The 19,424-nt window shown below is 72.8% G+C and carries 24 protein-coding genes and 1 tRNA gene; 12 read left to right on the top strand and 13 right to left on the bottom strand.

Annotation, left to right across the window (positions count from 1 at the left end; translation table 11 throughout):
- Positions 1-171: 171 nt before the first annotated feature.
- Together AB0A65_RS22135 and AB0A65_RS22130 are read right to left on the bottom strand one after the other, a co-directional pair.
- On the bottom strand, positions 172-1,323 hold the full coding sequence (locus AB0A65_RS22135; protein WP_359953898.1) for a VLRF1 family aeRF1-type release factor: 1,152 nt from the start codon (positions 1,321-1,323) through the stop codon (positions 172-174).
- Between the two features lie 83 nt (positions 1,324-1,406).
- Complete coding sequence (locus AB0A65_RS22130) at positions 1,407-2,057, bottom strand: DsbA family oxidoreductase (RefSeq protein ID WP_359953947.1); 651 nt, start codon at positions 2,055-2,057, stop codon at positions 1,407-1,409.
- Between the two features lie 161 nt (positions 2,058-2,218).
- On the opposite strand from AB0A65_RS22130, the gene AB0A65_RS22125 reads away from it, so the two are divergent.
- A tRNA-Val gene (locus tag AB0A65_RS22125) sits at positions 2,219-2,293 on the top strand.
- A gap of 12 nt (positions 2,294-2,305) precedes the next feature.
- On the opposite strand, the gene AB0A65_RS22120 is transcribed toward AB0A65_RS22125, so the two are convergent.
- Positions 2,306-3,043 carry a TetR/AcrR family transcriptional regulator gene (locus tag AB0A65_RS22120; protein ID WP_359953896.1) on the bottom strand — a complete coding sequence of 246 codons (738 nt, stop codon included), beginning with the start codon at positions 3,041-3,043 and terminating at the stop codon, positions 2,306-2,308.
- A gap of 103 nt (positions 3,044-3,146) precedes the next feature.
- On the opposite strand from AB0A65_RS22120, the gene AB0A65_RS22115 reads away from it, so the two are divergent.
- Positions 3,147-3,887 (top strand): DUF2306 domain-containing protein, encoded by a 741-nt coding sequence (locus AB0A65_RS22115; RefSeq protein WP_359953894.1) that lies wholly within the window; start codon positions 3,147-3,149, stop codon positions 3,885-3,887.
- A 7-nt stretch (positions 3,888-3,894) separates the two neighbouring features.
- Here AB0A65_RS22115 and AB0A65_RS22110 read toward each other — a convergent pair whose 3' ends face one another.
- From AB0A65_RS22110 to AB0A65_RS22100, 3 genes are all read right to left on the bottom strand, one after another.
- Complete coding sequence (locus AB0A65_RS22110) at positions 3,895-4,563, bottom strand: GAP family protein (protein ID WP_359953893.1); 669 nt, start codon at positions 4,561-4,563, stop codon at positions 3,895-3,897.
- Between the two features lie 9 nt (positions 4,564-4,572).
- The gene (locus AB0A65_RS22105) at positions 4,573-5,979 is read right to left on the bottom strand and encodes a DUF1254 domain-containing protein (protein ID WP_359953892.1); all 1,407 of its coding nucleotides are present in this window, start codon (positions 5,977-5,979) and stop codon (positions 4,573-4,575) included.
- Positions 5,980-6,167: 188 nt separating this feature from the next.
- Complete coding sequence (locus tag AB0A65_RS22100; RefSeq protein ID WP_359953890.1) at positions 6,168-6,623, bottom strand: hypothetical protein; 456 nt, start codon at positions 6,621-6,623, stop codon at positions 6,168-6,170.
- Positions 6,624-6,814: 191 nt separating this feature from the next.
- Between AB0A65_RS22100 and AB0A65_RS22095 the strand changes: the two genes are divergently transcribed.
- The 4 genes from AB0A65_RS22095 (at position 6,815) to AB0A65_RS22080 (ending at position 9,221) form a co-directional block, all read left to right on the top strand.
- The gene (locus tag AB0A65_RS22095; protein ID WP_359953888.1) at positions 6,815-7,216 is read left to right on the top strand and encodes a YbaB/EbfC family nucleoid-associated protein; all 402 of its coding nucleotides are present in this window, start codon (positions 6,815-6,817) and stop codon (positions 7,214-7,216) included.
- Between the two features lie 8 nt (positions 7,217-7,224).
- Positions 7,225-7,620 carry a hypothetical protein gene (locus AB0A65_RS22090; RefSeq protein ID WP_359953886.1) on the top strand — a complete coding sequence of 132 codons (396 nt, stop codon included), beginning with the start codon at positions 7,225-7,227 and terminating at the stop codon, positions 7,618-7,620.
- 99 nt (positions 7,621-7,719) lie between these two features.
- On the top strand, positions 7,720-8,589 hold the full coding sequence (locus tag AB0A65_RS22085) for an aminoglycoside phosphotransferase family protein (RefSeq protein WP_359953885.1): 870 nt from the start codon (positions 7,720-7,722) through the stop codon (positions 8,587-8,589).
- Between the two features lie 131 nt (positions 8,590-8,720).
- Entirely contained in the window at positions 8,721-9,221 is a 501-nt protein-coding gene (locus AB0A65_RS22080) for a DinB family protein (RefSeq protein WP_359953883.1), read from the top strand.
- A 40-nt stretch (positions 9,222-9,261) separates the two neighbouring features.
- Here AB0A65_RS22080 and AB0A65_RS22075 read toward each other — a convergent pair whose 3' ends face one another.
- From AB0A65_RS22075 to AB0A65_RS22065, 3 genes are read right to left on the bottom strand one after another with little or no spacing between them, the layout of a single operon-like run.
- Entirely contained in the window at positions 9,262-10,485 is a 1,224-nt protein-coding gene (locus AB0A65_RS22075) for an MFS transporter (protein WP_359953881.1), read from the bottom strand.
- Positions 10,482-11,561: a PLP-dependent cysteine synthase family protein gene (locus tag AB0A65_RS22070; RefSeq protein ID WP_359953879.1), complete on the bottom strand. Its 1,080-nt coding sequence runs from the start codon at positions 11,559-11,561 to the stop codon at positions 10,482-10,484. The genes AB0A65_RS22075 and AB0A65_RS22070 overlap by 4 nt, the downstream gene beginning before the upstream one ends.
- Before the next feature lie 54 nt (positions 11,562-11,615).
- Positions 11,616-11,957, bottom strand: coding sequence for a hypothetical protein (locus AB0A65_RS22065; RefSeq protein ID WP_359953877.1), 342 nt, complete (start codon positions 11,955-11,957; stop codon positions 11,616-11,618).
- 114 nt (positions 11,958-12,071) lie between these two features.
- Here AB0A65_RS22065 and AB0A65_RS22060 point away from each other — a divergent pair, with 114 nt between their 5' ends.
- Both AB0A65_RS22060 and AB0A65_RS22055 read left to right on the top strand, forming a co-directional pair.
- Positions 12,072-12,428 (top strand): metalloregulator ArsR/SmtB family transcription factor, encoded by a 357-nt coding sequence (locus AB0A65_RS22060; RefSeq protein WP_359953876.1) that lies wholly within the window; start codon positions 12,072-12,074, stop codon positions 12,426-12,428.
- Between the two features lie 78 nt (positions 12,429-12,506).
- Entirely contained in the window at positions 12,507-13,775 is a 1,269-nt protein-coding gene (locus AB0A65_RS22055; protein ID WP_359953874.1) for an MFS transporter, read from the top strand.
- Here the strand turns inward: AB0A65_RS22055 and AB0A65_RS22050 are convergent.
- The 4 genes from AB0A65_RS22050 to AB0A65_RS22035 all read right to left on the bottom strand — a co-directional run bounded on the left by AB0A65_RS22050 (position 13,690) and on the right by AB0A65_RS22035 (position 16,353).
- The gene (locus AB0A65_RS22050; RefSeq protein WP_359953873.1) at positions 13,690-14,295 is read right to left on the bottom strand and encodes a copper resistance CopC family protein; all 606 of its coding nucleotides are present in this window, start codon (positions 14,293-14,295) and stop codon (positions 13,690-13,692) included. The genes AB0A65_RS22055 and AB0A65_RS22050 overlap by 86 nt on opposite strands.
- A 68-nt stretch (positions 14,296-14,363) precedes the next feature.
- Entirely contained in the window at positions 14,364-14,897 is a 534-nt protein-coding gene (locus AB0A65_RS22045; RefSeq protein ID WP_359953871.1) for a hypothetical protein, read from the bottom strand.
- Between the two features lie 127 nt (positions 14,898-15,024).
- Entirely contained in the window at positions 15,025-15,336 is a 312-nt protein-coding gene (locus tag AB0A65_RS22040) for a hypothetical protein (RefSeq protein ID WP_359953869.1), read from the bottom strand.
- A 393-nt stretch (positions 15,337-15,729) separates the two neighbouring features.
- Entirely contained in the window at positions 15,730-16,353 is a 624-nt protein-coding gene (locus AB0A65_RS22035; RefSeq protein ID WP_359953868.1) for a helix-turn-helix domain-containing protein, read from the bottom strand.
- 133 nt (positions 16,354-16,486) lie between these two features.
- Between AB0A65_RS22035 and AB0A65_RS22030 the strand changes: the two genes are divergently transcribed.
- From AB0A65_RS22030 to AB0A65_RS22015, 4 genes are all read left to right on the top strand, one after another.
- Positions 16,487-17,119: an NAD(P)H-dependent oxidoreductase gene (locus AB0A65_RS22030; protein ID WP_359953866.1), complete on the top strand. Its 633-nt coding sequence runs from the start codon at positions 16,487-16,489 to the stop codon at positions 17,117-17,119.
- A 213-nt stretch (positions 17,120-17,332) separates the two neighbouring features.
- Positions 17,333-18,112 (top strand): hypothetical protein, encoded by a 780-nt coding sequence (locus AB0A65_RS22025; RefSeq protein ID WP_359953865.1) that lies wholly within the window; start codon positions 17,333-17,335, stop codon positions 18,110-18,112.
- Positions 18,113-18,119: 7 nt separating this feature from the next.
- On the top strand, positions 18,120-18,413 hold the full coding sequence (locus AB0A65_RS22020) for a hypothetical protein (RefSeq protein WP_359953863.1): 294 nt from the start codon (positions 18,120-18,122) through the stop codon (positions 18,411-18,413).
- A gap of 43 nt (positions 18,414-18,456) precedes the next feature.
- Positions 18,457-19,422 (top strand): hypothetical protein, encoded by a 966-nt coding sequence (locus tag AB0A65_RS22015; protein WP_359953861.1) that lies wholly within the window; start codon positions 18,457-18,459, stop codon positions 19,420-19,422.
- The last annotated feature ends 2 nt before the right edge of the window (positions 19,423-19,424 follow it).

Below are 19,424 nucleotides of genomic sequence, written 5' to 3'. Positions count from 1 at the left end.
TTCCCGCGGAAGGGAAGGGGGCACGCCGCAGTGTGACGCAGGAGATGGTCGGGCGCAACGGATTCCGGGCCCTGGAACGCAGTTAGGGCCGCGAGAGGTGAGAGACTCGCGGCCCTAGTTCGAACTGCCGAGGATAGGTTAGCATAACCTAACTATCGACTCAAGGGGCCTTCACCAGCGGAGGAACGCCCCGACTCCCCCGGCGTCCTTCCCCAGGTCGACGCCTTCGCCGAGGATCGACACGCGGGCGTCGGACGCCAGCGCCATCTCGATCATCGCCTCGCCGAGCTGCGCCTCGGCGACGGCCGTGGCGACCTCCGGCTCCCCGGGCGCGACGGCGTCGGCGAGCACGGCGCCCTCGGGGATGCGGCGGGCGCTCCACACGGAGTCGCGCTCGATGAGCAGCCGGTCGACGCGCCCGCCTTGCAGCGCGTCGAGCACCTCCTCGGAACCGATGGCGGCCTTGGGGAGCGCTTCGGCGAAGTCGGCGGCGAGCCGCGCGTCCCTCGCGTGCCTGGCGGCGGCGATCTCGGGTGCGATCGCCTGCTGGATCATCGCGGGCGACTTCTGGCTGAGGACGAGCTGCGAGGGCACGACCTCGGCCTTGACGCCGTTGCGGAGGTGCTTGGAGGCGGCCTCCACGAGCTCGGGTTCGCCGGTGACGACCAGGAGCTCCCAGCCGTACTCGCCGACGTGCTCCTCCAAGGTGGCGTGCGCGGCGGACAGGAACTTCTGGAGGTGCTCGGCGACCCTGAAGTCGAACAGGTCGTACTGCGTGGACGTGCTGTGGAAGTCGCGCCCGCGCCCGCCGGGGCCCTTCATGACGCGCCAGTCCTCGGTGGCGAGCTCGAAGGAGAGCCCGGAGACCTCCTCGCAGACGCCGAAGCGGCTGTCGAGCAGGCGCATCCCCTTGCCGTCCACGACGGCGACGCCGACGGGCGAGCCCTCGGCCCACGCGCCGAACATCGGGGCGATGTGGGACCTGGGGGCGAGGGCGACGCGGTCGGTCAGGGGCGTCTGCAATGCGACGCTGTAGGTCTCGCCGGTGCCGAGGGCGACGAAGAGCGCCCGTCCGATCCCGGGCGAGCCGGGGTGGACGAGCGCTTCGATGTCGATCTTGAGGTCGTCGACGCGGCGGCCGAGCATGGAGCCGGTGCCGTTGCCGACGGCTTCGCGGAGCTGCTTGAGGCCCTGGTCGAGCCGGGTCTTCCAGGGCGGGGTCGTGCCTTCCTGCCGGGGGTCGGCATTGACGTAGAGCGAGAGCACGCCGGCGTCGTCCCGCAGGTTCACCAGCTTGAGCTGCGTCTCGCGATCCATGGGCATGGCTACCGCCTCCTCGTTGTCGGAATTCGCCTCAGGATATGCCGGGGCGCGCCGAATCGTGAAGGTTTCGCCAGTTCCGCCCCCTAAGTTGCGGGCTGCCTTTCGTCCCAGGCTTTTTCGAGGACTTCCGCGAACAGCGCGGTCGGCTGCGCGCCGGACACGCCGTACTTCTCGTCGATCACGAAGAACGGCACCCCGGTGGCCCCGAGCGCGGCGGCCTCGGCCTCGTCGGCGCGCACTGCCTCGCGGTACCGCTCGGGGTCGTCGAGCACGGCGACCACGTCGGCCTCGGCGAGCCCGGCGCCGACGGCCACCTCGATGACCCTGTCGCGCTGGAAGATCGACGCCTCGTCGGCGAAGTTCGCGGCGTAGAACGCCTTCCACACGGGAGCCTCAAGGCCCCGCTCGGAGGCAAGGTGCAGCACTCGATGCAGATCGAAGGTGTTGCCGTGATCGCGGCCTTCGGTCCGGTACTCCAGCCCCTCCAGCTTCGCCAGGTCCCCGAGCTTGTACTCGTTCGCCTGGGCCTGCGCGGGGCTGATCCCGTACTTCTTCGCGATCATCGGCACGACGGCGTCCACGTCCCCGGGTTCGCGGTCCGGGTCCAGCTCGAAGGACCGGTGCCGCACCTCGACGGCGACCTTCCCCTCCAGCTCCGCCACGGCCTTGTCGAACCGGGCCTTCCCGACATAGCACCAAGGGCAGGCGATGTCCGACCAGATGTCCACTCGCAGCACGTTCTGTAGCTCAGTCACCTCAAGGCCAACACTTGAAGCTTCCACTCAATTCCGCCTGTGCACCATCTCTCGCCGCGATTCCCCACGTAGACCCGCACTCGCGCCCAAGCCCCCGTTCAGGTACCCTTTCTCAGGCTCGGCGCGCCCCCCGCGCCCCAGGGTGCTTAGCTCAGCGGTAGAGCACCTCCCTTACAAGGAGGTGGTCACAGGTTCGATCCCTGTAGCACCCACCAGAAAACAGTTCGTCAGCCGGATTTGCGTTGCAGGTGGCGTTCCATTCCGTCCAGTAGCAGTCGCAGTCCGAGCTGGAGTCCGGCGAACATCTCCTCTTCTGGATCGAAGCCGCCGGGTGGCGGGTCTGTGGGGAGGAGGCCGTGCAGGATCGGGAAGCGGTCCGGGGTGGCGAGGCGGCGCAGGGCGTCGTTGGTCTCGGTGGAGAGGCCGGTCTCGCCGGTGGCGAGGTCGGCGGCGATGGCCGCTTGGCCGCGGGTCGATGCGAGGAGGTGCTGGGCGACCGCCATCACCTCGCCCCCTACGAGTCCGCCGCGGCTCAGGGATTGCAGGAGGGACTCGAACCACGCCATCTGATTGGGTCCGAGCGGGGCGTTCACCGGGGCCTTGAGGATCCACTTGTGCGCGCGGTAGAGGTCCCAGGTGGCGCGCACCCATTGCTCAACCCCCTCGCGCCAGCCGTCGCCCTCCTCCGGAGCGGGCGGCTCCGGTGTGGCGGCGTCGATCATGAGCTCGATCAACTGGTCCTTGCTCGGGATGTAGTTGTACAGCGACATGGTCGTGTACCCCAGGTCCTTGGCGACGCGCTGCATTGAGACAGCGCCGAGGCCCTCGGCGTCGGCGATCGCCAGCGCGGCGCGGGTGATGCCCGGTACGGACAGGCCCGGACGCGGCCCGCGGGCGCCGCGCGGCGAGCCCACTCCCCAGAGGAGCTCGATGGTGCGCGCCGTGCCACCCGTGTCGCGGGGCATCGCTTCTCCAATCGTCGCAGCTCGGTCCATCTTAAAACTCTGTATGCGATACACTGATTTATCTGCGACATACAGAGTTTTTGCTCGAACGAACGGAACCCCCATGAGCAGCACCGTCGAACGAACGCCCTCGAAGATCTCACCCCCGAACGCGCCCCGCACCCGCTTCTGGCGCCGCCCGTGGATCGGCCCGCTGATGCTCCTCGCGGCGACCTTCCTGGGGCTCGCCGTGCCCCGCTACCTCACCTTCGACCCCGCGCAGGCGAACGTGCCCGCACCGGAGGGCTTCGAAGCGCATTACGGGCTGCTGGTCGCACACGTCCTGTGCGGCACCGTCGCCATGGTCACGGCGTGCTTCCAGATCTGGCCCGCGTTCCGCGCCCGCCACCCCGGCGCGCACCGCGTCATGGGCCGGGTCTACGTGCTCGCGGGCGTGCTCCCGGGCGGCCTGCTCGCCATCGCGGTCGGCTCGCTGAGCCCGTTCGGGCCGGTCGTGCGCGCCGCCAACATCACCCTCGCCGTCCTGTGGCTCACGGTGACGCTCATGGGCTTCCGCATGGCCCGCCGGCGCCGGATCGCCGAGCACCGGCGCTGGATGGTGCGGAGCTTCGCGCTGACGTTCGCGATCATCACGACACGCGTGGTCGGCATGATCGTCGGGTTCGCCATGTACGGCGAGCAGATGGCCGAGATCAGCGGTCCGACCGACCCGCGGATGCAGATGTTCAGCGGCATCGGCGTCTGGGTCGGGATGATGCTCAACATCGTGATCGCCGAATGGTGGCTGGAGCGCGGCACCGCGTCCCAGCGCGCCGCACGCCGGAGACGCGCCGTCCAGCGGTAGCCGGGCGTCAGAGGGCTGCGAGGCCCTTGCCGATGAGGACCGTGCCGAGGACGAGCAGGACCGTGAACATGACGGCGGCGTTCTCGCGGGTGAGCCAGTCCTTGAGGCGGGCGAGGGGTTCCCTGATGCGGTCGCGGAGGCACAGGTAGACCGCGACCGGGACGAGGACCGAGCACGACGCGAGCAGCGTGAAGGCGATGAGCGCGCCGATCTGGGCGGCGCCGTCGGCTCGGGCGAGGGAGAGGCCCGCGGCGAGGGCCAAGGGGAGGTTCTTCGGGTTGAGGGCCGAGAGGCCCGCGCCGATCGCGAAGGCGGGGCCGGGCCTCATGCGGTCGACGCCGGACATCCACTTGGGAAGCTCGGGAGTGTCGCCCGGCTTCGGGCGCTTGCGCCACTGGCCCAGGGCCATCACCAGGAACAGCGCGCCGAGGGCGAGCTTGACGACCGCGACCGCGGTGCCTCCCCCGCCTTGGCCGGAGGCGGCCGAGGCGGGGACGAAGAGCATCACGGCGAGCGCGACGACGAGGATGCCGCCGGTCCAGCCCGCGGCGAAGGCGGGCGCGGTGCGCCCGGCGCGCGGGGACAGGAGCATGAGGATCGCCGCGATGATCGGGATCGGGCTGAGCGCGATCCCGATCGCGGGCGAGAGGACGTCCCCCAGGACCTGGCCGAACACCGAAGTGCCCTACCGGTCGGCGGGGACGCGGCGGAGGTCGCCGGGCTTCCAGGTGCCGTCGAACGCGGCCGCCTCGGGGCCGTAGATGCGGATGTAGGCGAACCAGCCGCGGCCCGGGACGGTCTTGAGCCACCGGTCCTCGGCCCCCGCGGGCGGATTGGGGCCGAAGTAGAGGTCGACCGGGGCGGCGGGGTCGGCGCCGGCGAGTTCCACGAGGGACCGCAGCGCGCCCTGGTCCTGGTCGGTCTGGACCTGGGAGCGGGTGCGGGCGTCGTAGGCGGTGACGGACCAGAACAGCTTCCCCGGGACGGGCGCGGGCAGGGTCAGTCGGTAGTCGGTGCCGCCGTCGAGGTACTCCCCGTCGGCGTCGCGGTGCCCGAGCCAGTAGAGGGACCCGGCGCCCTCGACGCGGCGGAACATCGCTGGCGAGGCGACGATCGCCTGGTAGAACCAGCGGTCGCGGGCGTCCAGGTCGAGGCCCTCGGGGGTCTCGAAGTTCGGGTCGTCGGCGACGAGGCCGACCCATTCCCAGCGGCGGTCGGGCCAGGCGATGCGGTCGGGGCGGTCGCTCGCGAACGCGGCGGCCCGCATCTGGTCGAGCCCGGCGCGGGCGGCGCGCTCCAGGAGGCGCGCGGTGGCCTCGTCGGGGTCGAACTTCTGGCCCTTGCCGATCCCGAGCGCGGTGAGGAGCCCGTACATGGGCCGGAACTCGTCGGTGACCGGCTCCTCGTTGACGACGCGGTTGAGCACCCGCCAGAATTCGAGGTCGTCCTCCCATTTGAGGCACGAGTTGTCGGAGGCGCGCTCGGTGATGTCGGTGTAGCCCATGAGGTCGCCGGGACGGTCGAGCGGATACACCTTGACCGCGCGCAGCGCCTCCAGGGCCTTGCCCATGTCGCCGCCGACCGGCAGCGCGCGGAGGGCGAGCAGGTTGATGTTCGTGTTGGACCGGGCCGCGTAGTACCCCTCGGGCACGTCCCCCGTGTGGCCGGGCGGGAGGACGAGGTGCCTGCCGCCCTTGCCGCCGTCGGGTCCGGGGATGCCCATGTCGAGGACCCACCGCTGGTGGCGGTCGTCGACCAGGCCGATGTAGGGGCCGGGCGGGAGCTCGATGACGACGGGGCCGCCGCGCAGGTCGATCGCGGCCGCGCCGTACGGCGTGTCGGAGTTGAGGGTGAAGCCGACCTGGCGGGGGCCGGTGGCGGCGATGCCGACGGTGGCGCCGTCCTCGATGCCGATGTCCCGGTTGCCCTGGAAGATGCCCTCGACCGAGACGGTCGGGTACCAGAACCGGTACGCGGTGACCGCGCGCTGGAACCGCGCGTCCTCCCGTACCGCCGCGACCTCGGCCTCCGCCGGGTATCCCCCGGCCTGCGCGGTCTCCCCGACCGAATCGACCCCGACCGTCTGCGTCATCGCGACCTCCCTGGTGCGGCCCCCAACCGGGCGACATCTGGGACTGTAGAGCACTCGCGTCCCAGTGGGAGTCGTATTCGCGAGCGTCGGTCGCTTTTTCGGCGAACGACCGGGAGGACCGGCCGCGACGCGGCGTCAAGCGTGCTCGGAGGCCGCGGGCCGGTCTGGCCCGCGGCTTCGGGGCTCGGTCAGTTGGCGGCCGGGCGGGCCGACCACTGGGTGCGCAGGGCCGCGAACATGGGCTTGCGGGACGGGGACTCGGTGAGGCCGCCGTGGAGCATCGCCGTGATCGCGGCGGTGGCCGCGGCGTTGTCGGCGGCGCTGACGCCCTGGGCGAACATGGTGAGGACCTCGTCGGCGGCGGCCGCCACGAGGTCGGCGTCGCCCTTGCGGGCCGCGCGCGAGAAGTCGACCGCGAGGTCCTTGTCGCCGTTGATGTTCCGCGCGGCGCACGTGTGGAGCCGCTGCCCGTAGCCGATGCCCTCGATCCAGCACTCGGCGAGGTAGACGAGCGTGCGGGCCGACTGGTCCCACCGCAGGTCGCTGCCGATCAGCTCCGACAGGGCCGGGAGCTGGCGCGCTTGGGGATAGGTCGATTCGAGGAGCGCGTCGGCGTCGGCGTCGGTCAGGTATCGATAGGTCATCCTTGAACGGTAGCCCGCCGGGAGCCCGCCGCCGCGCTGCGCCGGGGGTTATCTGCCTCGCGCGGGCGCGCGGGGCCGCCGAGATCACTCTCCGCGGCCGTGCCGGAGCGCCCCGGCGCCTCGCGGCGGTCGGTTTCGGATCGAATGACCGGGATACGATGAGTCGGTTTCGCGAACTAGAGGGAGAGCCCATGGCCGAGGCAGACGAGAACGCGCGGCGACTCGCAGAGGCGCGGGCCGCGCTCGCACAGGTGAGCGCCGCGCCAGAGGAGGCGCAGGCCGAGCCCGTGACGGTGGAGGCCGCGAAGGGCCGCATCCGGGTCACGCTCGGCGTCGACGGGCGGGTCGCGGAGATCTACGCGGACCCGAAGGCGATCAAGGAGGGCACCGACTACATCGCCGAGCACGTCCTCGCCGCGCTGAACGAGGCGCTGGACAAGCGCGCGGCGATGGTCGCCGCGCAGGACGCCGCGCCGGACCTGAACGCCCTCAACGAGTCCCTCGCCGCCGTGCAGGACGCCGGGGTGCGCCAGTTGCAGGCGTTCACCGCCTCCATCGGGCAGGTCATGACCAAGCTCAACCGGAACGCCTAGGGGGCCGCGTGTTCGGAGAGGACCAGATCGCGCAGCAGCTCTCGGCCACGCGCGACACGCTCGCGGAGGCGCCCGCCGCCGCGGGCGGCCAGGCCGGGCCGATCCTGACCGAGGGGGCCGACGGCCGCATCAAGGTCACCTTGGGCGCCGACGGCCGGTTCGAGCGGATCAAGATGAGCCTCAGCGCCCTCAAGGACGGGCCCGAGGCGCTCCTGGACCAGCTCGCCTTCGCGCTCAACACCGCGCTCGACCTGCGGAGCGAGCAGACCGCCGTGCCGGTACCCGCCGCCGGCATGGCCGACGTCAACGAGCGCGTCGCCCGCATGCAGGACGCCTCGCTCCGGCAGTTCAAGGACATGGACGAGTCGGTCCGCCAGCTCATGCGCCAGATCCACGGCCGCTGACCGCGCCGGGCGCCTCGCGCCCGGCGCCCCCGCAAATCGGATGCGGCCGCACCGCCCCGCATGGCACGATCACGGCTCCCCCACCGCAACGGAGACCGCATGACCGAGCCGACCGCGGACCTCGCCCGCGCCCTCGTCGCCGAGCAGTTCCCTCACTGGGCCGGCCTGCCGGTCCGGCCCGTCGAACGCCAGGGCTGGGACAATCGGACCTTCCGGCTCGGCGACGACCTCACCGTGCGCCTCCCCACCGGCGCCACGTACGCGCTCGCCGTCGCCAAGGAGGACCGGGTCCTGCCGCTCCTCGCCGCGCACCTGCCGCTGCCCGTCCCCGCGCCGGTCGCCACGGGCGCGCCGAACGCGGACTACCCGCACCCGTGGTCGGTGCGGCGCTGGCTCACCGGGACCGCCGTGCAGGACGCCGACCTCGACCGGACCGCGCTCGCACGCGACCTCGGCGCCGTCCTGACCGCGCTGCGCGCCGTTCCCGCCGCGGGCGGCCCGGCCGCCGGGCGCCACTCGTTCCACCGCGGCTGCCACCCGAGCGCCTACGCCGACGAAGTGCAGCTCGCCCTGCATCGCCTCGACGGCGAGATCGACACGGCCGCTTGCGAAGCGGTCTGGGACGCCGGGATGCGCACGGTCTGGCGGGGGTCACCCGTCTGGTTCCACGGAGACGTCTCCCCCGGCAACCTCCTCGCCGAGCACGGGCGGCTCTCGGCCCTCATCGACTTCGGCACGTGCGGCACCGGCGACCCCGCCAGCGACCTCCAGATCGCCTGGGGCTACTTCACGCACGAGGAGCGCCGGGTCTTCCGCGAGGCCGCGGGCCTCGACGCGGACACCTGGGCGCGGGCCCGCGCCTGGACGCTCTGGAAGGCGCTCATCATGATCGCCGAAGTCTCCGGCTCCGACCGCGACGGCGCCCAGCGGCGCATCCTCAAGGCGGTCCTGGACGATCCGCTAGACTAGGACGGACCGCAAGCGACGGAAGGGAGGTGGCACACGTGTCGAGTCAGAACGTACCGGTGTCCCCCTCCCGTAGCGTGCGCTGAAGCAGCGGCTCCACGGGCGGGAAGGCACCCGCGAACCTGGAGTACCGCATGAGACGCCAACCGGCGCAACATCAACCTGTCGACGAGCGCACCGCGCTCTCCGAGCGGCTGCGCTGGCAGCGCCAGACCGTCCGCAAGAAGGCCGAGGGGCTCGCTGAAGCCGAGGCCCACCGGTCCTACCTCCCGTCGCCGCTCATGACCGTGGCGGGGCTCGTGTCCCACCTGCGGTGGAACGAGCACGCCTGGTTCGAGGTGAGCCTCCTCGGCGAACCCGACCGCGGGCCGTGGACCGACGACGACCCCGACGCGGAGATGCGCGTCGACGGCGTGCCGCTCGCGCGGCTGCTCGACGAGTACGACGAGCAGTGCGCGCGGTCGGTCGCGATCGCCGACTCGCTGGCGCTCGACGCCCTGGAGAAGGGCGCGCCGCCGGAGAGCGAGCCGTGCTCGCTGCGGTGGGTCCTCCTGCACATGATCGAGGAGACCGCCCGCCACAACGGGCACCTCGACGTCATCAGGGAGCTCGCCGACGGCGTGACCGGGGAATAGCCGCGAGGGGCGGCGCGCCGTACGGCGTGCCGCCCCTTGTTCAGCCCACCGCCGCCGGGACGCGCGGCACCGGTTCGGGCGCCCTTGGTTCCGGCGTGAGGGCCCGGACTGCGGCGGCGCCCGCCAGGCCCACGGCGATGAGGGCGAGCCACGGTAGCGGGCCTCCCGTGCGGTCGAGGGCCGCGCCGATGAGGAGGTTGCCGCCCGCGATGGCGATGCCGGTGATCGTGGAGTAGCAGCCGTAGTAGGTGGCGGTGCGGCCGTTCGCCATGGCGGACACCGTGTCCATCTCGAACGGGTAGGCGATCATCGTCCCGGCCGCGAGCAGCGCCGCGCACAGCACCGCGGCCGCCGTGCGCCAGCCGAGTCCCGCATGGACGAGGAGGAGCGGCGGCAGGAACGCCGCGGCCATGACCGCGAGGCCGAGGGGCATCGCCCGCCGGTGTCCGAGGCGCCGCTTGCACCACGCGGTGGTGCGGGCCTGGCCGAGGATCGTGACCAGGGCCGAGGCCGCGAACAGCGCCGTGATGGCAAGGGGCGCGCCGCCGACGAGCCACGGCAGCGCGAGGTACACCTGGAATCCGAGCACGTAGGACGCGGCCATGGCGAGGCTGAACGCGAGGAAGCGCCGGTTCGCGGCGACGGCGCGCCAGTCGGCCCACACGGTGGTCGCCGGGCCCGCGGGGCCGGTGTCCTGTGCGGGGAGGCGGCGCACCTGGGCGACCGTGAGGACCGCGAAGACGGCGGCCGCGGCCAGGCACGCGTACCGGAAGTCGAAGGCCGTCAAGGCGACCCCGACGATCGGGCCCGCGAACAGGCCCGCCTGGTAGAACACGTTGAACAGTGCGAACGCCTCGACGCGGTCGTCCCCGGCGCGCGCGGCGATGTACCCGCGCACGGCCGGGTTGAACAGGGCCCCGGCGACGCCGGTGGCGGCCATCGCGGCCACGAGGACCGGGACGTTCGCGGGGAGCGCGAGGGCTGCGAACGCGGCCGTGCGCAGCGCGCATCCGGCGACGATCATCGGCTTGTGGCCCAAGCGGTCCGCGAGCGTGCCGCCGACGAGGAACAGGCCCTGCTGGCAGAGGTTGCGCACGCCGAGGAGGAACCCGGCCGCGCCCACGGCCATGCCGACGTCCCCCGTCAGGTACGCGAGGAGGTACGGCATGAGCATGTAGAAGCCCAGGTTGATGCCGAACTGGTTGACGCACAGGAGCCGCACGGTCGGGTCGGCGGCCCGCAGGCCCGCGGCGGGGCCCCTCACGCCCGGCCGCCGAGCGGGTCGACCACGGTGGCGCAGCGGGTCCATTGCAGCACTTCGCGTTCCGCGGGATGCGCGATCACCGCGGGTTCGGGCGGCGGGGTGCCGAGGAGCCCGTTGGCGCGGCAGTAGTCGTCGTTGAAGACGGTGTCGGCGTAGCGGTGCGGGCCGTCGGGGAAGACCGCGGCGATCACCGCCTCGGGCGGGAGGGTGCGCGCGAGCCAGTCGGCGGCGAGCGCGACGGCGCCGACGCTCCACCCGCCGGAGACGTACGCGCCGGAGGCGAGGCGGCGGCTGGTCGCGACCGCGTCGGCCGCGGGCACCCAGTGGACCTCGCTGAACGCGGCGTAGTCGACGTTGCGCGGGTGGATGCTGGAGCCGAGGCCGCGCATGAGGCGGGTCCGAGCGGGCTGGCCGAAGATCGTGGAGCCGCAGGCGTCGACGCCGACGAGGCGGCACCCGGGCGAGAGCCGCCGCAGCACCCCGAAGGTCCCGGCGGAGTGGCCGCCGGTGCCGACGGCGCACACGAGGACGTCGATGCGGCCGAGCTGGTGCGCGAGCTCCACGGCGAGGCGCCCGTACCCGGTGACGCAGTCGGGGTTGTTGTACTGGTCGGGGCACCACGAACCCGGTTCGGCCGCAACGAGTTCGGCGACGCGGCGGCGCCGGGCCTCCTGCCAGCCGCCGTCCGGGTGCGGCGCCGGGACGAGGTCCACGGTGGCGCCGTAGGACGCGAGAAGCCTGCGCATCGGCGGCTCCAGGCCCGGGTCGGCGACGATCGTGAGCGGGTGCCGGTAGGTCATGGCGGCCAGCGCGAGGCCGAGCGCGAACGTGCCGCTGCTGGATTCGACGATGGGTGCGCCGGGCGCGAGGTCGCCGCGCAGGCGGGCGCCCGCGACCATGTGGAGGGCGGCGCGGTCCTTGATGCCGCCGGGGTTGGCGCCTTCGAGTTTGGCCCAGTAGCCGCGGCCGGGCCCGGCCTCCATGCGGAGGACGGGGGTGTCGCCAACGAGGGCGACGGGCGTGTGGTGGACGCCGGCGCCGCGGACGGCGGGCAGCGTGAATTCGGTGGTGGACATGGAGATGCTCCGGTTTCGAGTGCTGGCGGATGGAAGGTCGACGCGGAGGTCGGCCTAGATCCGCCAGACGCAGAGCACTGCGGCGTCGGGGGCGAGGAGGGGGTCGTTCGCGGCGGGGCGGGCGCGTTCGGTCCCGGCGTGCGGCTCGGGTCCGGTGGTGCCGGAGTCGGGGAGGTCGGTGTCGTAGGCGTTGAGGAGGTTCGCGGCGGCGGCGGTGGCGGTCTCGTCGTGGCGCTGGTGGTGCTCGCCCTGGCAGTCGGCCTGCACGGCGGCCGCGGCGGGGGGGTGGGGCTCGGTGCGGTGGAGGCCGCAGAGGTCGGCGGCGGTGAGGAGCAGGAGGAGGACGGCGGCGAGGACGGCGAGGCGGCGGTGGGTGGGGTGGCGCGCCGCTGTCATGTGGCCGAGGCTAGCGGCCGCAGGGCGCGGATCGGGCCGACACGCCGTGGCGGGGCGCGGGAACGGTGCCGCGCGTTCGCGGATGCGGCCTCGGGCCGGACGTAGAATCGGCCCATGCCCGATCGCGAATCCACTGCTCCTGCAAGCGGCTTGCACCATGCCCCGAGCGGGGAGCAGTTCACGGCCGCGGCGTCGGTGTTCGCGCTGCTCGCCGATCCGACGCGGCTGCACCTGCTGTGGGAGCTCGCGGAGGGGGAGGCGGACGTGACGGCACTGGCGGAGCGGACGGGCGCGGCGCGTCCGGCGGTGAGCCAGCACCTGGCGAAGCTGCGGCTGGCGGGGCTGGTGCAGCCGCGGCGGGAGGGGCGCCGGGCGGTGTACTCGCTGACGGACGGGCATCTGCGGCGGCTGGTGGTGGAGGCGCTGAGCCGGGCGGACCACCAGGTGACCGGGGAGCCCTGGCACGCCTAGAAGCGTTCGACATGTGCGCAGGTGCGCACACGTATGGTACGGTCGGGGTCCTTGTCGCCCCGGACCTAGGAACTGCCCGTGCTCGCCGTGCTGCGCCACCGCACCTACCGCCGCCTGTTCACCGCGCAGGCGGTGGCCCTGGCCGGGACCGGCCTCGCCACGGTCGCGCTCGGCCTCCTCGCCTACGACCTCGCCGGGGCCCGCGCGGGCGCGGTGCTCGGCACGGCGCTCGCCGTCAAGATGCTCGCGTACCTGCTCGTCGGCCCCGCCGCGACGGCCCTCGCCGAGCGGCTGCCGCGCCGGACCCTCCTCGTCTCGATGGACGTCCTCCGGGCGCTGGTCGCCCTCGCGCTGCCGTTCGTGACGGAGGTGTGGCAGGTGTACGGCCTGGTCCTGGTGCTCCAGTCCGCGTCGGCCGCGTTCACGCCCACGTTCCAGGCGGTGATCCCGGAGATCCTGCCCGACGAGGCGGACTACACGAAGGCTCTGTCGCTCTCGCGCCTCGCGTACGACATGGAAAGCCTGTTCAGCCCCGCGCTCGCCGCGGTGCTGCTGTCGCTGGCCGGGTACCAGTGGCTGTTCACCGGGACCGCGGCCGGGTTCGCGGCCTCGGCGCTGCTGGTGGTCTCGGTGGTCCTGCCGAAGCTGCCGCCGCGAGGGAAGGTGAAGCGCGCCAACGGGTTCCGGCTCTATGCGGCCGTGCCGCGGCTGCGGGGCCTCATCCTCGTGCACCTGGCCGTGGCCGCCGCGACGGCGATGGTCGTCGTCAACACCGTGGTCCTCGTGCAGGACGGGCTCGGCCGCAGCGCCGGGGACACGGCGGTCGCCTTGGGCGCGTACGGGGTCGGGTCGATGGCCGCGGCGCTCGCGCTGCCGCGGCTCCTCGGGAGGATCGGGGACCGGTCCGTCATGCTCCCGGCCGCGGCCGTGCTCGCCGCGGGTTTGTCGGTCCTCGCCGCCGCACTGCGGTGGGAGCTGCTGGGCTGGACGGGCCTGCTGGCCCTGTGGGCGGTCCTCGGAGCCGCCACCGGTGCGATCCTCACCCCGACCGGGCGGCTCGTGGCCTCGGCCGCGGCGCCGCACGAGCGGCCCGCGGCGTTCGCCGCGCAGTTCTCGCTCTCGCACGGCTGGTTCCTGCTCACCTACCCGGCCGCGGGCTGGCTCGCGGCGCAGGCGGGGACGGGAACGGCCGCGGCGGCACTGGCCGCCGCGGCCGTCGCCGCATGGGTCGTCGGGGTGCTCGCGTGGCCCGCGGAGCCGGTTACGCCGACGCCTTGCGGCGCCGGTTCACCAGCACCGCGACGCCGATCGCGACGGCCAGCAGCACCAGGAGCGCCCCGGCGATGACCGCCGCGTTGTTCCCGGAGTCCTCCTCGGCCGCGGCGACCTCGGAGGTCGACTCGGTCTCGGCGGGCTCGGACTCCGCGGCGGTGGTCTCGGCGACGCTCGTCTCGGTCTCGACCGGGTTGAGCGACAGCTCGTTCGGGACCTCGGCGACGGTGAAGCTCACCGCGCCGTCGATGCGGTGGCCGTCCTCGGAGATGACCCGGTACGCGACGGTGTACTCCCCCGGCTCGCCGTAGAGCATCGGCTGTGTGAACGTGTCGCCGTCGAAGACCGGGTCCCCGGCCTCGATGACGGCCCCGTCCGGGCCGGTCACGGCGATCTCGGTGGAGGGCCCGTCGAGGTTCTCGGAGAACGTGGCGGTCACGGACGCGGGCGCAGTGTCGAGCTCGGCGCCGTCCTCGGGGTCGGTGCCGACCAGGCCCGCGTGAGCGGAGGCCGGGGCGGCGAAGGCCAGCGCGAGCGCGAGGCCGGAAGCGGCGGTGAGCGCGGCGCGCAGGGCGGATCGGTGGACTGCGGTCATGGTGTGCCTCAAAGGTCTCGGAGCGTTCGCCCGCCGCAACGGCGGGAGCGGTCGGCGGATTCGCGGGGCTAGGCCGCGAGCGCTCCGAGGGGCGGACCGCGCCGCGGTGCGGCGGCGGCGAAGAGGCGGGGCCGGGGACGGGGGGCCGCATGGACGGGGACGGTCCGCACGGGCACGGCCGGGACGGCGGCCACGAGCAGGGCCAGGGCCGGGGCGGCGAAGAGGGTGAGGAGGTCGGCGAGCGCGGCGAGGGCGGCGTCCCCGCGGGCGAGCCACAGGGCCGTGGCGGCGGCGGCGAGGAGGTGCACGCCGGTCATCGCGGCGCCGGGGTCGAGGTGTTCGAGGTGCCCGGAGGCGAGGGTGAACCACACGTGCAGGACCGCTTGGGCCGCAGTGCAGGCGGCGACGAGGGCGACGGGGCCGCGCTGGCGGCTCCCGAGCGGGACCGCGGCGGCGGTGACGGCCGCGACGGCGACGGCCAGGTGGCCGGGGGCGAAGACGTGCCCTCCGGCGGCGAAGTGCAGGACGGCGGTGACGCCGGTGCAGGCGACCGCGAAGACGAGGGCGCGGAACCCTCGGATCAACGGCCTGCCGACATGCACCGAGCGATTCTCGCACAACCTCGTGCCCGTGGCACGAAGCGACCGCTCCCTGTGAACGGGTCCGCCGGCCGGCTGAAGCGCCCCTCCTCGGGGCGCTCCCTCCCCAGCCGGTCCGGCGGGTTCCCCATCAGGAAGCGGTCGGGGCGCCGACCTTGGCCGCCGTCACCACGGGCGGGTCGAGCACGGTGTCGCTGTGGCTCTCCCGCCACCAGCGCACCAGGTTGCGGATGTAGATGATCTGGAGTCCGATCACGAGCGGGGCGAGGCCCCACACGTCCCAGACGACGATGAACGCGATCCAGGGAATGCCTCCGAGGACGCCGAGGAGCCAGCCGAAGTTGTTCTTGTTGCCCGCGAGCCAGTAGGCGACGAGTTGGTTGGCGCTGAGCAGTATGGCGACCGCTTGTCGGACGAAGTCGCCGTCGAAATCGAGTGCCATCTAGACCTCCTGGGTCCAGCAGGTCATGCCACCGGCGGGTGCCGCGGCGGTGGAGGGCGCCGGCGGTCCGGCGAGAGTCCGACCGGGTGTACCGGCGGAGGTGTTGGTGTCGGCCGGTCGGTGGACCGGCTCCGGCGGGGGAATGTTGGCGGGGACCATGATCGAATCCTATGAAGGATTCCGGAACGTGAGTGTCAGGTTACTCACTCCGGGTGATGTCGGATCATGGACGCAAGCCGTTCCGGGCATTTCGGGAGGGGCTTCGCTGCTGCCGCACGGGGCTTCTGGAGCCGCAGCCGTGACGTGCAGTCCTCCAACATGTGTTGTCGGAATGCGCAAGCAATGTGGATCAGCGTAACGCCCCCGGCCCCGAAAAGCGAGACCGGGCGGGGGTTATTTCGGGCCCGCCCGGAAGAGGCGTTCGACCAGGTCCTGCCAGGCGTCGGCGAGTCTTTCGGCACCTCCGTCACGGGCGTCGCCGGGGGCCCGCGGAGACGACACGTACAGCAGGAGCGGGCCTTCGAGCGCGGCGGAGAGCTGGAGGGCGAGGCCCTCGGTGTCGCGCACGCCGATGTCCGCCCGGTTCAGGAGCATCCGGATGTGGAGGCGCGTCATGTCGACCTCGACGGCGGGGGCCGCGATGTCGCGGTCCATGCCGGCGCGGGCGACGGCGAGGTTGTCGGCGAGGAACCCGATGCGCGCGCGCCCGTACGCGATGAGGCGCTCGGCGGGGCCCGCGCCGGGGCCGAGCGGCGGGGGCCCGGAGAGCACGAGCTCCTGGAAGCGGTGGGCCTCCTCTTCGAGGAGGGCCTTGAAGATCCCGGCGCGGGTGCCGAAGCGGCGGAAGACGGTGCCCTTGCCGAGTCCGGCGCGCTCGGCGAGTGCGTCCATCGTCACATGCTCGGGCCCGCACTCGTCGAGCATCTCGCGCGCGACGGCCAAGAGCCGCAGGCGGTTGCGCTTGGCGTCCGCGCGCTCGGCGCGCGGTCGGCCCAGGGGTACGACGGGTCGGTCCACGGGATCACTCTACCGGCCGGAAATATAAACGGGGTAAAGTCCGTTTAGTTGGCGAGGGGCCCGACGGCGTGCCCCTCCCGAGACGACCGCGACGCCCGCGAGCGCGGTCCACCCGCTTCAAGGAGCCATCCGCATGAACCTGTTCCGCCTGGACGCCAGCATCCTCCCCGGCGCCTCCACCAGCGCCGAGATCGCCGACCTCGCCGAGGCCGAGTGGTCCGCCGCCCACCCCGGCGGCACCGTCGTCCGCCGCCACCTGGGCACCGACCCGCTCCCCGCCGACGCGTGGACGAACGCCACCCTCGGGGCGTTCACGCCCGAGGACCAGCGCGCCGAGTCCCACGTGCAGGCCCTGGGCCTGGCCGCCGAGCTCGCCGAGGAGCTCCAGGCCGCCGACGCGGCGATCCTCGCCGTCCCGCTGTACAACTACGGCGTCTCGCAGCACTTCAAGACCTGGGCCGACCTGGTCATCTCCGGCGCCGGGCCGACCACCCCGGTGCTCAAGGGCACGCCCACCGTCCTCGTCACCTCGCTCGGCGGCGGCTACGGCCCCGGCGCGCCCCGCGAGGGCTGGGACCACTCCACGCCGTACCTCCAGCGCGTGCTCGGCGACATCTGGGGCGCGGACCTGACGATCGTCAAGCGCGAGCTCACCCTCGCCGCCACGACCCCGGGCATGGAGGCGCTCCGCGACCTCGCCGCCGACCAGCACCGCCAGGCGCTCGACGCGGGCCGCGAGGCCGGCCGCGCGCTCGCCGGGAACTGAACGGGAGCATCAGGAGCAGGGCCCGGCGGGTGCTCACCCGCCGGGCCCTGCCGCGTCCCCAACCGGCACAACAGGACCGGCAACACAATATCGTCCATTGTGCTCAAACAGAACATGAACTGCCACAAGGGATCTGGGCGGCTTCATCTGGCATCGGCGGTTTATCCTCTTAGCAGCCCCTTCGCCGATGCCTGACAGGGACGGAGACCCCCCTTGACTGACACCGACCCCCCGCCGCCGACACACACCAGCGCGGACGGCGGCGTCACCGTCGTCGACGGCAACGGCACCCCCGTCGTCCACCTGACGGCCGACGCCCTGCGCCTGCCCGCCCGCGAACTCGCCGAGCTCGTCACCTGGACCGCGCGCGAGGCCGCCGACGCCGTCAGGGCCGCCGAGGCCCACGAGTCCCGCTCGGCCGCCGACGCCCTCGCCGAGCTGAAGAACCTCCGCGACGGCCTCCGCCAGGACGGCCTCGAAGCCGTCATCGAGCGCAAGCGCGCCGAGTACGGCGCCGACCAGGACGACCTGCCGCCCGAGGACCCGAGGGCCATGTCCCGCATGGGACTCGCGGGCGAGATCCCCACCGCGGGCCTCGACGCGGCGATCCGCGTCCTGGAGCGGTTCCAGCCCCGCCCCGGCGCCCCCACCGAGCTCGTGCCGGTCACCGGGCGCGCCACCGGCCCCGAGGAGACCGTCACCGTCGAGTCCACCGGCGAGTACCCGATCGCGGGCGTCCTCCTCGGCATCCACGCCCGCGCGCTCGGGCCCGAGGCGCTCGGCAAGGAGATCACCGAGACCGCCGCCAAAGCGGTCGCCGACCTGAAGGACCGCCAGCGCACCCAGATCGACGGGCTCGACCTGCCGCTCACCATGGACCAGGTCGACGGCCTGCCCGGGGAGATGGACGCCTACGGGCAGAAGGTCCGCGGCCAGTACGAGTACCTGCGGCGCCAGCACGACGACATCATCCGCCGACTGCACGGGAAATGAGGACGCCATGACCAGGATCGACCCCGCCGCGCTGCGGCAGCTCGGCACCGACATCCAGGCGAACGTGACGCCGACCCTGGAGGAGGCCAACGAGATCCTCCCCAACCTGCGGAGCATCGACCAGACGCTGTACACCTCGGTCGCGCCGTCCCTCGCGATGGTCTACACGACCGCGGTGAGCTACATGAACGAGATGGTGCAGGGCGCGGCCGAGTGCTTCACCACGATGAACGAGAACCTCGACGCCTGCGCGACCACCTGGGAGGACACCGACCAGGCGTGCGCCTCCCAGTTCAAGTGACCGCCCGAACCCGATCTCTCCGAGCCGCAAAGGAATCCGCGCAATGTCAATCGGCGCACCCGATCCCAAGAGCTTCCAGGGCATGATGGACACGTTCGCGATCGTCGCCCCCGCCGCGGCCGTCGAGATCGTGCTGCCCGCCTTCACGTTCGGGCCCTCCTGCACGCAGATCGCCCGCATCGTCTACATGAACCAGTGCAACCCCGGCCAGCTGATGATGGTGGGCGCGTACTGGTTCCAGCTGGCCGAGAAGTACATCACCGCGGGCAAGGGGCTCGACGAGGAGGTCTCGGCGATGGACGCCGAGGCGTGGGAGGGCGACGACTGCGAGGCGTTCCGCGAGCAGTCGGGGAAGGTGGGCACGCAGCTGTTCACGATCGCGGCGTTCGCGATCGAGGTCGGCGTGGGCCTGTTCACCATCGCGGCGCTGCTCGCGGTCATGGTCACCGCCTATGCGGCGCTCGCGACCTGCCTCATGGCGATGGCCGTCGTGTACTGGCCGCTCCAGGCCGTCCCGTTCACCGCCCCCGCGGCCGCCGCGGTCCGGACTGCGGCGATGTCGATCGCCGCGATGGGGCTGGGGGTGCTGCAATCGCTCGACAACGCGCTCAAGGTCACCGGCAACGCGATCGCCGCGGCCATCGGCGGCGGCATGACCGTGTCGTGGACCGTGCTGGCCTCCCAGGGGAACGTCGTCAACCCCCTGGAGATGGTGGGCCCCACGGCGTTCAACATGATCCAGGGCCTCGCCCAGCTGGGCCTGCGCAACGCGGCCGCGCCCTCCGGCGGCCGGCACGTCGCGGGCGGCCTCGGGCACCTGTTCGTCGGCGGCCAGGGCGCGTACAACTTGGGGCTCAACGCGAACGACATCGCCGGGGACGGGGACGTCAACGGCGCCGAGGACCCGCGCTCGAAGTACGGCCTGGACCCGGGGAACCTCGACTTCATCCCCGCGATCGACCCGCCGGAGTGGGCCGACGACGACGCGCCCGACTGGGGCGGGCGGTAGCA

This window comes from Glycomyces sp. NPDC047010 (genome assembly GCF_040644205.1).
Lineage (GTDB): Bacteria > Actinomycetota > Actinomycetes > Mycobacteriales > Micromonosporaceae > Glycomyces.
The sequence above is the reverse complement of the archived record's forward strand: the minus strand, read 5'-3'. Positions and strand labels throughout refer to the sequence as shown.